15 protein-coding genes are annotated in these 13284 nt (G+C 58.1%); 10 read left to right on the forward strand and 5 right to left on the reverse strand.

From position 1 onward, the window contains the following. Positions 1–83: 83 nt before the first annotated feature. Both ispE and lolB read right to left on the reverse strand, forming a co-directional pair. The gene (gene ispE / locus MKleb_RS10705) at positions 84–932 is read right to left on the reverse strand and encodes a 4-(cytidine 5'-diphospho)-2-C-methyl-D-erythritol kinase (protein WP_009651969.1); all 849 of its coding nucleotides are present in this window, start codon (positions 930–932) and stop codon (positions 84–86) included. After that, entirely contained in the window at positions 932–1543 is a 612-nt protein-coding gene (gene lolB / locus MKleb_RS10710; protein ID WP_004851888.1) for a lipoprotein insertase outer membrane protein LolB, read from the reverse strand. Before lolB ends, ispE begins: the two co-directional genes overlap by 1 nt. A 273-nt stretch (positions 1544–1816) precedes the next feature. Here lolB and hemA point away from each other — a divergent pair, with 273 nt between their 5' ends. From hemA to kdsA, 6 genes are read left to right on the forward strand one after another with little or no spacing between them, the layout of a single operon-like run. After that, positions 1817–3073 (forward strand): glutamyl-tRNA reductase, encoded by a 1257-nt coding sequence (gene hemA / locus MKleb_RS10715; RefSeq protein WP_004851885.1) that lies wholly within the window; start codon positions 1817–1819, stop codon positions 3071–3073. Between the two features lie 42 nt (positions 3074–3115). Continuing rightward, a complete protein-coding gene (gene prfA / locus MKleb_RS10720) occupies positions 3116–4198 on the forward strand; it encodes a peptide chain release factor 1 (protein WP_004851884.1) in 1083 nt (360 codons plus the stop codon). Beyond that, positions 4198–5037: a peptide chain release factor N(5)-glutamine methyltransferase gene (prmC, locus tag MKleb_RS10725; RefSeq protein ID WP_048262509.1), complete on the forward strand. Its 840-nt coding sequence runs from the start codon at positions 4198–4200 to the stop codon at positions 5035–5037. Before prfA ends, prmC begins: the two co-directional genes overlap by 1 nt. Further along, positions 5034–5426: an invasion regulator SirB2 gene (gene sirB2 / locus MKleb_RS10730; protein ID WP_004851880.1), complete on the forward strand. Its 393-nt coding sequence runs from the start codon at positions 5034–5036 to the stop codon at positions 5424–5426. The genes prmC and sirB2 overlap by 4 nt, the downstream gene beginning before the upstream one ends. A 3-nt stretch (positions 5427–5429) precedes the next feature. Beyond that, positions 5430–6242, forward strand: a complete 813-nt coding sequence (gene sirB1 / locus MKleb_RS10735; protein ID WP_217076644.1) for an invasion regulator SirB1 — start codon at positions 5430–5432, stop codon at positions 6240–6242. 39 nt (positions 6243–6281) lie between these two features. Then, positions 6282–7136, forward strand: coding sequence for a 3-deoxy-8-phosphooctulonate synthase (kdsA, locus tag MKleb_RS10740; RefSeq protein WP_004851877.1), 855 nt, complete (start codon positions 6282–6284; stop codon positions 7134–7136). 87 nt (positions 7137–7223) lie between these two features. Here the strand turns inward: kdsA and chaA are convergent, their stop codons facing one another. Further along, positions 7224–8324, reverse strand: a complete 1101-nt coding sequence (chaA, locus tag MKleb_RS10745; RefSeq protein ID WP_025108454.1) for a sodium-potassium/proton antiporter ChaA — start codon at positions 8322–8324, stop codon at positions 7224–7226. 265 nt (positions 8325–8589) lie between these two features. Here chaA and chaB point away from each other — a divergent pair, with 265 nt between their 5' ends. Both chaB and MKleb_RS10755 read left to right on the forward strand, forming a co-directional pair. Then, positions 8590–8820, forward strand: a complete 231-nt coding sequence (gene chaB / locus MKleb_RS10750) for a putative cation transport regulator ChaB (protein ID WP_009651994.1) — start codon at positions 8590–8592, stop codon at positions 8818–8820. Between the two features lie 150 nt (positions 8821–8970). Then, complete coding sequence (locus MKleb_RS10755; RefSeq protein WP_217076645.1) at positions 8971–9651, forward strand: gamma-glutamylcyclotransferase; 681 nt, start codon at positions 8971–8973, stop codon at positions 9649–9651. Between the two features lie 35 nt (positions 9652–9686). Here the strand turns inward: MKleb_RS10755 and MKleb_RS10760 are convergent, their stop codons facing one another. Together MKleb_RS10760 and MKleb_RS10765 are read right to left on the reverse strand one after the other, a co-directional pair. Then, positions 9687–9929 carry a DUF1883 domain-containing protein gene (locus tag MKleb_RS10760; RefSeq protein ID WP_002910387.1) on the reverse strand — a complete coding sequence of 81 codons (243 nt, stop codon included), beginning with the start codon at positions 9927–9929 and terminating at the stop codon, positions 9687–9689. A 238-nt stretch (positions 9930–10167) separates the two neighbouring features. Then, a complete protein-coding gene (locus MKleb_RS10765) occupies positions 10168–10521 on the reverse strand; it encodes a DsrE/DsrF/TusD sulfur relay family protein (RefSeq protein WP_014229754.1) in 354 nt (117 codons plus the stop codon). Positions 10522–10589: 68 nt separating this feature from the next. On the opposite strand from MKleb_RS10765, the gene nasR reads away from it, so the two are divergent. Together nasR and MKleb_RS10775 are read left to right on the forward strand one after the other, a co-directional pair. Beyond that, entirely contained in the window at positions 10590–11780 is a 1191-nt protein-coding gene (gene nasR / locus MKleb_RS10770; RefSeq protein ID WP_217076647.1) for a nitrate regulatory protein NasR, read from the forward strand. Between the two features lie 247 nt (positions 11781–12027). Then, on the forward strand, positions 12028–13284 hold the full coding sequence (locus tag MKleb_RS10775; RefSeq protein ID WP_217076648.1) for a CmpA/NrtA family ABC transporter substrate-binding protein: 1257 nt from the start codon (positions 12028–12030) through the stop codon (positions 13282–13284).

Consider the following 13284-nt stretch of genomic DNA (forward strand, 5'->3'; position numbering starts at 1 on the left):
TGCAACGTCTGGAACAGGGTGACGTTGTCACCGTAACTCAGTTTCCCCGGCGTTTTCACCAAATTTGCTATAATGAGCAGAACTTAGCGCAGCGCCTGCTTGAGCGGAGAGATATTAACACCTCGCGCTACGAAGCCATGCAGCCATGCCGGGGCTTTTTCAAGCACCTGACGAGCGGCGGATTCAGTGTCAAATTCAGCAAACACACATGCACCGGTGCCAGTCAGGCGCGACGGCGCATATTCTAACAGCCAGGAAAGCGCTGCATCAACCTCACGAAAACGTTTTCTTGCGATAACCTCGCAATCATTGCCGAATTTACATTTTAATAACGTATTAATTGACCTTGACGGGGTATTGCGCGGGAGTTCCGGATCGCGAAAAATGATCGGCGTGGGAATGCTCACTCCCGGATGGGCCACCAGATACCATTTTTCCTCTGGTTCGGCCGGGGTGAGAATTTCCCCGACGCCTTCGGCAAAGGCCGCATGGCCGCGCACGAACACCGGCACGTCGGCGCCCAGCTGCAGACCCAACGCCGCCAGCTCATCTTCCGAGAGATGGCAGCCCCATAAGTGATTCAGCGCCACCAGTACGGTCGCGGCGTTGGACGAACCGCCGCCGAGGCCGCCGCCCATCGGAAGAACCTTGTCGATGCTGATATCGGCGCCGCTGCCCGCAGGAAGCTTCCCGGCCTGGGCTGCGGCCTGCATTAAAAGCCTGGCCGCGCGAATAATCAGGTTCTCTTCATCCGGCACGCCGTCAACCGGCGTCAGCAGACGCAGCTGGCCATCGTCGCGCGGTTCAATCGTCAGCGTGTCGCCATAATCCAGAAACTGAAACAGCGTCTGCAGGGTGTGGTAACCGTCGGCGCGCTGCCCGGTAATATACAAAAACAGATTCAGCTTTGCGGGAGAAGGCCAGCGGGTCATCATTTCACAATCCAGTTATCCATTTTCAGCTTGATGCGCTGACTGCCGTCGTTAAGCTCCATATTGGCCGGTAGCGAAGGTTTGGTGTCCGAGGTGTAGCCGCCGTAGGTGACGTGCCAGGTTTTGCCGTTTTGCGTGTAGTTCAGCTCGCGCAGGCGGTACTGGTCGTCAAGCGAGTAGTCGGTGGCCTCGCCCGGCAGGCCAATAATCCACTGGCGCAGGCTGTTAAGCGGAATCGGCATGCCGGTCAGGCGGCCAATCATCTCTTCGGCGTCGGTCGCCGTGTAGGTCTGGCCTTTATTGTCAATCAGCTGCACGCTGCCCGGCTGGGCGGTTAACGACAGCTCGGTGCTGCCGAGGGGGTTAGTCAGCAGCAGGCGGTAGCGGTCCTGGCCGGTTTGCTGCCAGAAGAAGCGGGCATAGACTTTTTGCTCATCAGAAAGATAAGCAAAAGCGCCGCGCGTCTGGAACTGATTAAGATTGCGGACATCTTGCTGGTGCTGACGCCACTGTGGAGAATCCGGGCTTTTACCCGGCCCTTTCGGAGCATTAATCGCACAGGCGGTCAGAACGAGGCTTGCCAGCGGCAACAGGCGGAACAGTCGATTCATAATGATGACAAATCCTTGATGTCTACAGTGAAATGCGGCGAATGGGAGAAACAGGCGGCCGATTTGTGTAGCGGGTTACAATTATAACCATTAATGCTAGCGTTGCCGGACGGTAGCGTCTACGTTCAAGTTGTCTGAAATCAAAAAATTACCGTTAATGGCTATTACAGATTAGCTATTACTCCAAAAGGGGAGCCTCTCTTTTATTGATTACGCGCATCCTGTATGATGCCTGCAGACTAACCTTAGCAACGCTGGTACTACTCCCTCACAATGACGCTTTTAGCTCTTGGCATTAACCACAAAACAGCTCCTGTAGCGCTGCGAGAACGCGTAACGTTTTCGCCGGATACGCTCGATCAGGCGCTGGAGAGCTTGCTGGCCCAGCCAATGGTGCAGGGCGGGGTGGTGCTGTCGACCTGTAACCGCACGGAACTCTATCTCAGCGTCGAAGAGCAGGATAACCTTCAGGAAGTGCTTATCCGCTGGCTGTGCGACTACCACGGTTTAAATGAAGACGACCTGCGCAAAAGCCTCTACTGGCATCAGGACAACGAGGCGGTTAGCCATCTGATGCGCGTCGCCAGCGGCCTGGATTCACTGGTGCTGGGCGAGCCGCAGATCCTCGGGCAGGTGAAAAAAGCCTTTGCCGACTCCAGCCGTGGTCACCTGAACGTTAGCGAGCTGGAGCGCATGTTCCAGAAGTCGTTCTCGGTGGCCAAACGCGTGCGTACCGAAACCGATATCGGCGCCAGCGCGGTCTCCGTGGCGTTTGCCGCCTGTACCCTGGCGCGACAAATCTTCGAATCACTCTCCAGCGTGACCGTGCTGCTGGTTGGCGCCGGTGAGACTATCGAGCTGGTGGCCCGCCATCTGCGCGAGCATAAGGTGCGCAAGATGGTGATTGCTAACCGCACCCGCGAGCGCGCTCAGGCGCTGGCCGATGAAGTCGGCGCGGAGGTGATCGCCCTGAGCGACATCGACGAACGGCTAAAAGAAGCGGATATCATTATTAGTTCTACCGCCAGCCCGCTGCCGATTATTGGCAAAGGGATGGTGGAGCGCGCGCTGAAGGCGCGCCGCAATCAGCCGATGCTGCTGGTGGATATCGCCGTTCCGCGCGATGTCGAACCGGAGGTTGGCAAGCTGGCGAACGCCTATCTCTACAGCGTGGACGATCTGCAAAACATCATTCAGCACAATCTGGCGCAGCGTAAAGCCGCGGCGGTGCAGGCGGAAACCATTGTCGAGCAGGAAGCCAGCGAATTTATGGCCTGGCTGCGCGCTCAGAGCGCCAGCGAGACTATCCGCGAATATCGCTCCCAGGCCGAACAGGTCCGCGAGGAGCTGACGGCAAAAGCGCTGGCTGCGCTCAATCAGGGCGGCGATGCGCAGGAAATCATGCAGGATCTGGCGCGTAAGCTGACTAACCGCCTGATCCACTCGCCAACCAAATCTCTTCAGCAGGCCGCCCGTGACGGGGATGATGAACGCCTGCATATTCTGCGCAACAGCCTCGGGCTGGAATAGCGCACCTTTCTCTCTTTTTTAGGACAGGGTGAATTCACGCCTATGAAGCCTTCTATTGTTGCCAAACTGGAAGCCCTTTACGAACGCCATGAGGAAGTTCAGGCGCTACTCGGCGATGCCGCAACCATCGCCGATCAGGATAAATTTCGCGCATTGTCGCGCGAATACGCACAGCTGAGCGACGTCGCCCGCTGCTACACCGACTGGCGTCAGCTGCAGGATGATATCGAAGCCGCGCAGATGATGCTCGACGACCCGGAAATGCGCGAAATGGCGCAGGAAGAGCTGCGCGAAGCGAAAGAAAAGGGTGAGCAGATGGAGCAGCAGCTGCAGGTTCTGCTGCTGCCAAAAGACCCGGACGATGAGCGTAACGCGTTTGTTGAAGTTCGCGCCGGTACCGGTGGCGATGAAGCGGCGCTGTTCGCGGGCGATCTGTTCCGTATGTACAGCCGTTACGCGGAATCACGCCGCTGGCGCGTGGAAATCATGAGCGCCAACGAAGGCGAGCACGGCGGCTTTAAAGAAGTGATTGCCAAAATCAGCGGCGACGGCGTCTATGGGCGACTGAAGTTCGAATCCGGCGGCCATCGCGTACAGCGCGTGCCGGCTACCGAATCCCAGGGGCGTATCCATACCTCCGCCTGCACCGTGGCGGTCATGCCGGAGCTGCCGGAAGCCGAAATGCCGGATATCAACCCGAGCGATCTGCGCATCGATACCTTCCGCTCCTCCGGCGCGGGCGGTCAGCACGTTAACACCACCGACTCGGCGATCCGTATTACCCACCTGCCGACCGGCATCGTCGTCGAGTGTCAGGACGAACGTTCTCAGCACAAAAACAAAGCCAAAGCGCTGTCGGTGCTTGGCGCGCGTATTCGCGCCGCGGAAGTTTCAAGGCGCCAGCAGGCGGAAGCCTCAGAGCGCCGTAACCTGCTGGGCAGCGGCGATCGCAGCGATCGTAACCGCACCTATAACTTTCCGCAGGGCCGCGTGACCGATCACCGCATCAACCTGACGCTTTACCGTCTGGACGAAGCGATGGAAGGCAAGCTGGATATGCTGATTGAGCCGATCGTTCAGGAATATCAGGCCGATCAGCTGGCCGCCCTTTCCGAGCAGGAATGATGACTTTTCAGCAGTGGCTGACGCAGGCCATCGTCCGCCTGAGCCAAAGTGAAAGCCCGCGCCGGGATGGCGAAATCCTGCTGGGTCACGTGACCGGCAGGGCGCGGACCTATATTCTCGCCTTTGGCGAAACGGCGCTGACGGCGGCGCAGGCCGCCGAGCTGGAAACGCTGCTCAGCCGTCGCGCCCTGGGCGAGCCGGTGGCTCATCTGGTGGGCCAGCGCGAATTCTGGTCGCTGCCGCTGTTCGTTTCTCCCGCCACGCTGATCCCGCGTCCGGATACCGAATGCCTGGTTGAACAGACGCTGGCGCGGTTATCCGACAAGCCGTGCCGCATTCTCGATCTCGGCACCGGCACCGGGGCCATCGCTCTGGCGCTGGCCAGCGAACGCCCCGATTGCCACGTCACCGCCGTTGACGTAATGCCCGACGCGGTGGCGCTGGCGGCGCGTAACGCTGAACATCTCGCTATCCCTAACGTCAGGATACTGCAAAGCCACTGGTTTAGCGCGCTCGCCGGGCAGCAGTTCGACATCATCGTCAGCAATCCGCCCTATATCGATGAAACCGACCCGCATCTTGCGCAGGGCGATGTGCGCTTTGAGCCGAAAACGGCGCTGGTCGCCGCCGATGGCGGTCTGGCCGATCTGGCGCATATCATCCGCGAAGGCCGCCGCTATCTGGCTGCCGGCGGCGTGATGCTGCTGGAACACGGCTGGACGCAGGGGGAAGCGGTGCGCGCAATCTTTCGCGCGGCGGGTTATGGCAATATTGCCACCTGTCGCGACTACGGAGACAACGAGCGTCTGACGCTCGGGCAATATCAGGGAGGCGTATGAATCTGTTTAACGCGGTACTGTATCTGCATATCGCCTGCGTGGTGGTTTCGGTGAGCCTGTTCGTGCTGCGCTACTGGTGGAGCTGGAGCGGAAACCGTCTGCTCGACCAGCGCTGGGTTCGTATCGCGCCGCACTGTAGCGATACGCTGCTGTTTCTCAGCGGCGCCGGACTAATGGCAATAACGCACTATCTGCCGTTTACCGAAGAGGGTACATGGCTGACTGAGAAGCTGTTTGGCGTTATCATTTATATCGCATTGGGATTTATCGCGCTGGGCCGTCGTCGCCAGCGCAGTCAGCAGAGCCGGTTTGTCGCCTTTCTGCTGGCCCTGGTGGTGTTGTTTATCATTATTCAACTCGCCATCACAAGAACACCGTTACTGGGGTAAGGCATGAGGTCGTTAGCTGATTTCGAATTTAATAAAGCGCCGTTATGCGACGGCATGGTCCTCATTTCTGAATTAATCCGCGACGATTTTCCGACGCACTATGTGCAGGATGAGCTGGAGCGGCTGCTGGGCCTGGCGCGTGAGGAGATTGCCGCTTCGTGGGACCAGGAGCGCCAGATAGAACGTCTGCTGGAGCTTTTCTATCATGACTGGGGCTTTAGCGATTCGCGCGGCGTTTACCGCCTGTCCGACGTGCTCTGGCTTGATAAAGTCCTGAACAATCGTCAGGTTAGCGCGGTATCGCTAGGCGCAATCCTGCTGTGGATTGCTCAGCGTCTGGCGCTGCCGGTGGTGCCGGTGATTTTTCCGACCCAGATGCTGCTGCGCGCCGACCCTGAAGAGAGCGAAGAGATGTGGCTCATTAATCCATTTAACGGCGAAACGCTTAACGAGCATACGCTGGAAGTGTGGCTGAAGGGCAATATTAGTCCGGTCGCCGAGCTGTTTAACGAAGACCTCGATGAAGCCGACAACGCGGAAGTGATCCGCAAGCTGCTCGACACGCTCAAATCGGCGCTGATGGAAGAGCGGCAGATGGAGCTGGCGTTACGGACCAGCGAAGCGCTGCTGCAGTTCAATCCGGAAGACCCGTACGAAATTCGCGACCGGGGACTGATATACGCCCAGCTGGATTGCGATCACGTGGCGCTGCAGGACCTCAGTTACTTCGTTGAACAGTGCCCGGAGGATCCCATCAGCGAGATGATCCGCGCGCAGATCAACACCATTTCGCACAAACAAATTACATTGCATTAGTCTGAAACCATTCCGGTTACACCCTGATAAGGCGAACTTATGAAACAAAAAGTGGTTAGCATTGGTGATATCAACGTAGCAAACGACCTGCCATTCGTGCTGTTTGGTGGCATGAACGTGCTGGAATCCCGCGATCTGGCGATGCGTATCTGCGAACACTACGTGACCGTCACGCAGAAGCTGGGCATTCCTTATGTGTTTAAAGCCTCTTTTGATAAAGCTAACCGTTCTTCCATCCACTCCTATCGCGGGCCGGGGCTGGAAGAAGGGATGAAGATTTTCCAGGAGCTGAAACAAACGTTCGGCGTGAAAATCATCACCGACGTTCACGAAGCCAGCCAGGCTCAGCCGGTCGCTGACGTGGTGGACGTTATTCAGCTGCCTGCGTTCCTCGCCCGTCAGACCGATCTGGTTGAAGCGATGGCGAAAACCGGCGCGGTGATCAACGTGAAAAAACCGCAGTTCGTGAGCCCGGGCCAGATGGGCAATATCGTCGATAAGTTTATCGAAGGCGGCAACGACAAAGTGATCCTTTGCGATCGCGGCGCGAACTTCGGCTACGATAACCTGGTCGTCGACATGCTGGGCTTTGGCGTGATGAAGAAAGCCTCCAATAACTCACCGGTTATCTTCGACGTTACTCACGCTCTGCAGTGCCGCGACCCGTTTGGCGCGGCCTCCGGCGGACGCCGCGCGCAGGTTGCCGAACTGGCGCGCGCCGGGATGGCGGTGGGTATCGCCGGCCTGTTTATTGAAGCGCATCCGGATCCGGAGCACGCGAAATGCGACGGTCCGTCCGCGCTGCCGCTGGATAAACTGGAGCCGTTCCTCAAGCAGATGAAAGCCATCGACGATCTGGTTAAAGGCTTCGATGAGCTCGATACCAGCAAGTAACCGTCGCTGAAATGACAAAAGCCTGCCCGTTGCAAAACCGGCAGGCTTTTTTTATCTCCCCGACAGGCGGACGCCGCCGGGGAAGGTTCAGGCAAAAATGGTCATCAGGTAGGCGGCGAACAGCGCCAGGTGCGCCGCGCCGTTCAGCACGTTGGTACGCCCGGTAGAGAACGATATCTGGCACAGCAGCAGCGAGGCGACCATCACCACCATTTCCGGCGCGCCAAGGCCAAAGCGCAGTTCGTTGCCGGTGAGGAAGGCGATAAGCGTCACCACCGGCACCGTCAGGGAAATGGTGGCCAGCACGGAGCCGAAGAACAGGTTCATCGCCCGCTGGACCTGATTGTTCAGGACCGCTTTCAGCGCGCCAAGGCCTTCCGGAGAGAGGATCAGCAGCGCGACCAGGAAGCCGGTAAAGGCGACGGGGGCATTCATGCTGGTCAGCAGCGTCTCCAGCGGATTGGCGTTCATTTTAGTCACGGCGATAACCGCAACCAGGTGTATCAGCAGCCAGGCGGTGTGCCACTTACTGCTATGGGCCGACGGTTTGCCGTGATGCGGATCATCGTCGTCGCCGTCATCCTCGTGTTCGTAAACAAACAGGCTCTGGTGCGTTTTCGTTTGAATCAGCAGGAACACGCCGTACATGGCGGCGGAGATCAGCGCAACCAGCAGCGCCTGGCCGGTGGTGAAATTAGCCCCGGGCAGCGCCATGGGAAAGACCAGGACGATGATCGCCAGCGGAAAGAGGGCGATGAGGTACTGTTTAAGGCCGAACAGATTCATATACTGGGTGGCGAATTTGCGCCCGCCCAACAATAAAGAAAAACCTACCAGCCCGCCGGTAACAATCATGATGATTGAATAAAGCGTATCTCGCATCAGGGTCGGCGCGGCGTCGCCGGTGGCCATTAATGCGGAAATCAGGCTGACTTCGAGAATAACTACTGAAAGGCTTAAAATTAACGAACCATAGGGTTCGCCAAGGCGGTGCGCCAGAACGTCGGCGTGGCGAACAACGCTGAACGCGCTGCTCAGAATCCCGACCAGCGCCAGGATATTAATGGCAACGACCACTGGCAGTGACTGGCTGCTTCCCCAGAAAAACAGCACCGCCAGCGCCAGAACCGGAAAGGCGAGGGTGGTCTCCTTGTGGCGGGTTTTCACCGCCTCATGTGCATCGGTCATGAATTATCTCCAGATGTGCAGGTGTTATAATTATAGATACTGTAAGTTAATAAAATAACAGACATTGATCGAACTACTTTGTTTTTTTACTTAAATTTACCACTCTGACCATGGAAAAGTGGTAGATTGCCATAAACTGCGGTTACTATCGTTTTGTATTTATTATTCAGATAATTACTAAAACATCTTTCTCATTTATCCATCGCCTTGCCAGCCGGTAAATCGCCTGACAGACTGACTATTCACCCTAAATCTGGAGGTCGCCATGCCCTATAGCAACAAAAGTGAATTACCCGACAGCGTTCAGCACGTTCTGCCTGCGCATGCCCAGGAGATTTACAAAGAGGCCTTTAACAGCGCCTGGGACCAGTATAAGCATAAAGAAGACCGACGCGATGACGCCAGCCGTGAAGAGACGGCGCACAAAGTCGCCTGGGCGGCGGTGAAAAATGAGTACCAAAAAGGCGATGATGATAAGTGGCATAAGAAGAAGTAATCGCTTTTGCTACCTCATGTGCTGCCTGAGCCCTTGCCCGCGGCTCGTTCATTGCTTATTGTCAAATAAAGCTGGATAATAATTCGGCAATACTTCACGGATGGCACCAGATAATCGCCGGGAAGCGGGCAGTGGCGGAGGTAGTAGAAAGTGTTAACGCGTGATTTCTTACTGAATGCGGATTGTAAAACGGCGTTTGGCGCTATTGAGGAATCGCTTCTTTGGTCGGCAGAGCAGCGGGCAGCCTCTTTGGCGGCGACCCTGGCCTGTCGTCCGGACGATGGCTCGGTGTGGATCTTTGGCTACGGTTCGCTGATGTGGAATCCGGCGCTGGAGTATCGCGAGTCCTGTACCGGTACGCTACCGGGCTGGCACCGCGCGTTTTGCCTGCGGCTCACCGCCGGACGCGGTAGCGCCACTCAGCCGGGTCGAATGCTGGCGTTGAAAGAGGGCGGGCGCACCACCGGCGTTGCCTACCGCCTGCCTGATGACACTCTCGAAGAAGAGCTGACCCTGCTGTGGAAGCGGGAGATGATCACCGGCTGCTACCTGCCGACCTGGTGTAAGCTGGTTCTGGACGATGGCCGCACCGTCAATGCATTAGTTTTTATTATGGACCCGCGTCATCCGCTGTTTGAGGCGGACACCAGCGCGCAGGTGATTGCGCCGCTGATAGCGCGCGCCAGCGGCCCGCTTGGCACCAACGCTCAGTATCTGTTCTCGCTCGATCAGGAGCTGCGGAAACTCGGGATGTACGATGCCTGCCTCGACGATTTAGTCGGCAAGGTGCGTCATCTGCTGGGGGAAAGCAGCCAGCCCGGGCTGGCTTAAGAGTATATCGCCCGGGTTTCCCCGGGCGTTTGCTATCAGGCGGGAACGTAGCTGATGGAGTGCTCCAGCGACTGGCTGTGGCTGTCGATGAGAACGTTCCAGGTGCCGCTGTAAGGCACGGTCAGATACGCGCTATCTCTGTCCTGCACACTCAGAATATCCGCATGACTATCGCCAGGCACTTTGGCGCTCATCAGGTGAATGTGGCAGCGTTCGGAACAACGCACCACCAACGTATCACCGCCAAACAACGTTAAACTTGCTTTTACCATTGCCATTTAATCTCGACCCCGTTTCTGTCTACAGCATCCTGCCAGCCCATTAACCCGCGTGATATTGTTCACACTTTGCTCTGTGCATAACACCAAAGGGGAGGGGGGCAGATGCTGATTTTGATCAAAAAAAGGAATAAAGATTAAACAAAAATGACGTTGTGCCTGAAAGCATTCAGCTGACATTGTTTTCGGTTAACAAACGCCGCCAGCTTAATATTTAATCCCGTTCAATGGCGGATTTTTAGAAGGTCAGGACTTTATCCGCCGCCAGCGTCCACTGCGCCAGCTCGACGAGGGTGCCAATCTCCACGCCATCAATCAGCGGCAGCGCGCCGATCCCCCGGCCGTCAGCGCAGGTTTTACACAGCTTCACCGGCACGTTTTGCGCGGTGAGGATCTCCAGCATCTGCTGAATGTTGTAGCCTTCCGCTGGCTTCTGTCCGCGCAGGCCGGCGGTCACCGCATCAGACATTAAAAATAATTTCAGTTCGAGGTCAGACTGCTGCTCGCGCAGGGCGATAGCCAGACGCAGGCTATTGAACAGGGATTCGCTGCCGTAGGCGGCACCGTTAGCGATAATCACAATACGTTGCATAAGGACTCCTTCTATAAGGCACGGTTATTGCTTGGCTGAAGTATAAAGCGTTAACCCGGGGGAAGGGTATGAATAATGTGGCGGGTAATACGCCTGAGGTGGTCGACTGGTTTGCGCGCGCGCGTCGCTTACAGAAGCGGCAGTTGCACCAGCTGGCGCAGCAGGGGGCGCTGGCAGGCCAGATAAGCGCGCTGGTGCATATGCTGCAGTGCGAGCGCGGCGCGTCAAATATCTGGCTATGCTCGGGCGGCAGACTATACGCGGCGGAGTGCCGGGCGGGCGCGGCGCTGGTTGATGAGCAGCTCACGCGGTTTTATGCGGCGCTGGAACCTGCCCGCGATGCCGCCAGCAGCGCGCTCTGCTGGCGCATTGCCTGCGCGGTGTGGTATCTGACGCAGCTTGTCGCGTTGCGTAAACGCGTGCGCGGCCTGGAGATTGCCGCCGAAGAGGCCACCGGGCAGTTTAGCCGCATTATCCGCCACCTGTTGAATATCGTTCCGCAGCTCAACGACAGTATCGACGATCCGCAAATCGCCGGGCGGATGGTCGCGCTTTACAGCTTTATGCAGGGGAAAGAGCTGGTCGGACAGGAGCGCGCGCTGGGCGCGCTGGGCTTTGCCCGCGGACTGTTCAGCGATGAGCTGCGCCAGCAGCTGGTGGACCGCATTGACGGCCAGCAGCCCTGTTTTGACACTTTTCAGGCTTTAGCCAGTTCGCCGCAAACCGTTCTGTTTGTTGAACAGTGCCAGGCCGGCCTGGAAATTGAACAGCTGCGGCGGGTCGCCTGCACCCGCCAGCCGCCGCCGGACGAGGGAGAAACGGCGCTGCGCTGGTTTTGCGTTCAGACCCAGCGTCTTGAGCAGCTGCGCGGCGTGGAAGAGCGGCTGATCGCAGACCTGCTTAACGCGGCCGATGCGCTGCTGGAGGGAGACGATCGGGAGGTCCAGGTGCCGCCCGCCGACTGGCAGGAGGACGGTATAGCCCTGCGGCTGGATAAGCAGCTGTTGCCGCTGGTGCGCCAGCAGGCCCATGAGCTACAGCAGCTCTCCGCCCAGCTCGCGTCGTTAAAAGATGCGCTTGAAGAGCGCAAGCTGATTGAAAAAGCCAAAAGCGTGCTGATGACCCACCAGGGAATGCAGGAGGAGCAGGCCTGGCAGGCGCTGCGTAAAATGGTGATGGACAAAAATCAGCGCATGGTTGAGATAGCCCGCGCGCTGCTGACGGTGAAGTCGCTATGGCAAGTACCACCTAAGGAGTAGATGCACAATCAGTGGGCATATGTTGCCAGCCGACGGTGCAGTTTTTGCCTCAAACGCCCCCGGCAAATGAGCCAACGCGCGTGAACCGGGCCTCCGCAAATCTGGCATTGGCTTTGCATTAAATAAAACGAGTGAATAAAGGTTTTGGGCAGCGGGCCAACGGCGGCACGTATGTCTAAGGATAAAGGCGTCCAGCGGTGCGTAAGCACCGCCGGACGCTTTTTTTTTGCGCGTTTCTGGAGCGGGTATGGGCGATACGTTTTCAATTTCACGGCGGCGTTTATTACAGGCGGGGGCGGCGCTGGGCGGCGCGATGCTGCTCCCCGGCATGATGCAGGCGGCATGGGCGGCAGGGTCGGATAAGCCGGAACAGACTACCGTGCGGGTCGGTTTTATTCCGCTGACCGACTGCGCCCCCTTAGCCATCGCTTCCCTGAAGGGGTTCGATAAAAAGTACGGCATCACCCTCGTCCCGAGCAAGGAGGCCAGCTGGGCGGCGGTGCGCGACAAGCTGGTTGCCGGGGAGCTGGACGCCGCGCACATTCTGTACGGCATGCTCTACGGCCTTGAGCTGGGGATCGCCAGTAAACCGCAGGCGATGGCCAATCTGATGACCCTTAACCGCAACGGTCAGGCGATAACGCTCTCCAGCGAGCTGCAGGAGAAGGGCGTCACCGACCTGGGCGGGCTGAAAAAACTGATCGACCAGCAGGCGCCGGGCAGCTACACCTTCGCCCACACCTTCCCAACCGGCACCCACGCGATGTGGCTCTACTACTGGCTGGCGAGCGGTGGAATTAATCCCTTTGACGATATTCGCACCGTCGTGGTGCCGCCGCCGCAGATGGTAATGAACATGCGCATCGGCAATATGAGCGGCTTTTGCGTTGGCGAACCGTGGAACGCGCGCGCGATAAACGATCGTATCGGCTTCACCGCCGCCACTTCGCAGGATATCTGGCCGGAGCATCCGGAAAAAATTCTCGGCACCCGCAGCGAATGGGTTGAGCGTCATCCCAACACCGCGCGCGCGCTGGTGGCGGCGCTGATAGAGGCCCAGCGCTGGATTGACGCATCCGCCGAGAACACCCGCGAAACGGCGCGCCTTCTCGCCAGACGCGCGTGGCTGAACACCAAAGAGCAGTACCTCAGCGGGCGCATGCTCGGCGAATACGACAACGGTATCGGCCGCCACTGGCAGGACGCGCACCCGATGCGCTTCTACGAACGGGGAGAAGTGAGTTTTCCGTGGCTCTCGGACGGCATGTGGTTTTTGACCCAGTTCCGCCGTTGGGGATTGCTGAAGTCGGCGCCGGATTATCTGGCGGTGGCCCAGCGCATTAACCGGATTGACGTCTGGAAAGAGGCCGCGCAGGCGGTCGGCGGCATCAGCGCGCCGACGCAGGCGATGCGCAGCAGCACGCTGATCGATGGCAAGGTCTGGAATGGGACCGATCCGGAAGGCTACGCCCGCAGTTTCGCGATTCAACGTAAGGGGGCATGA

The sequence above is a fragment of the Klebsiella sp. PL-2018 genome (assembly GCF_019048985.1).
Lineage (GTDB): Bacteria > Pseudomonadota > Gammaproteobacteria > Enterobacterales > Enterobacteriaceae > Klebsiella > Klebsiella michiganensis.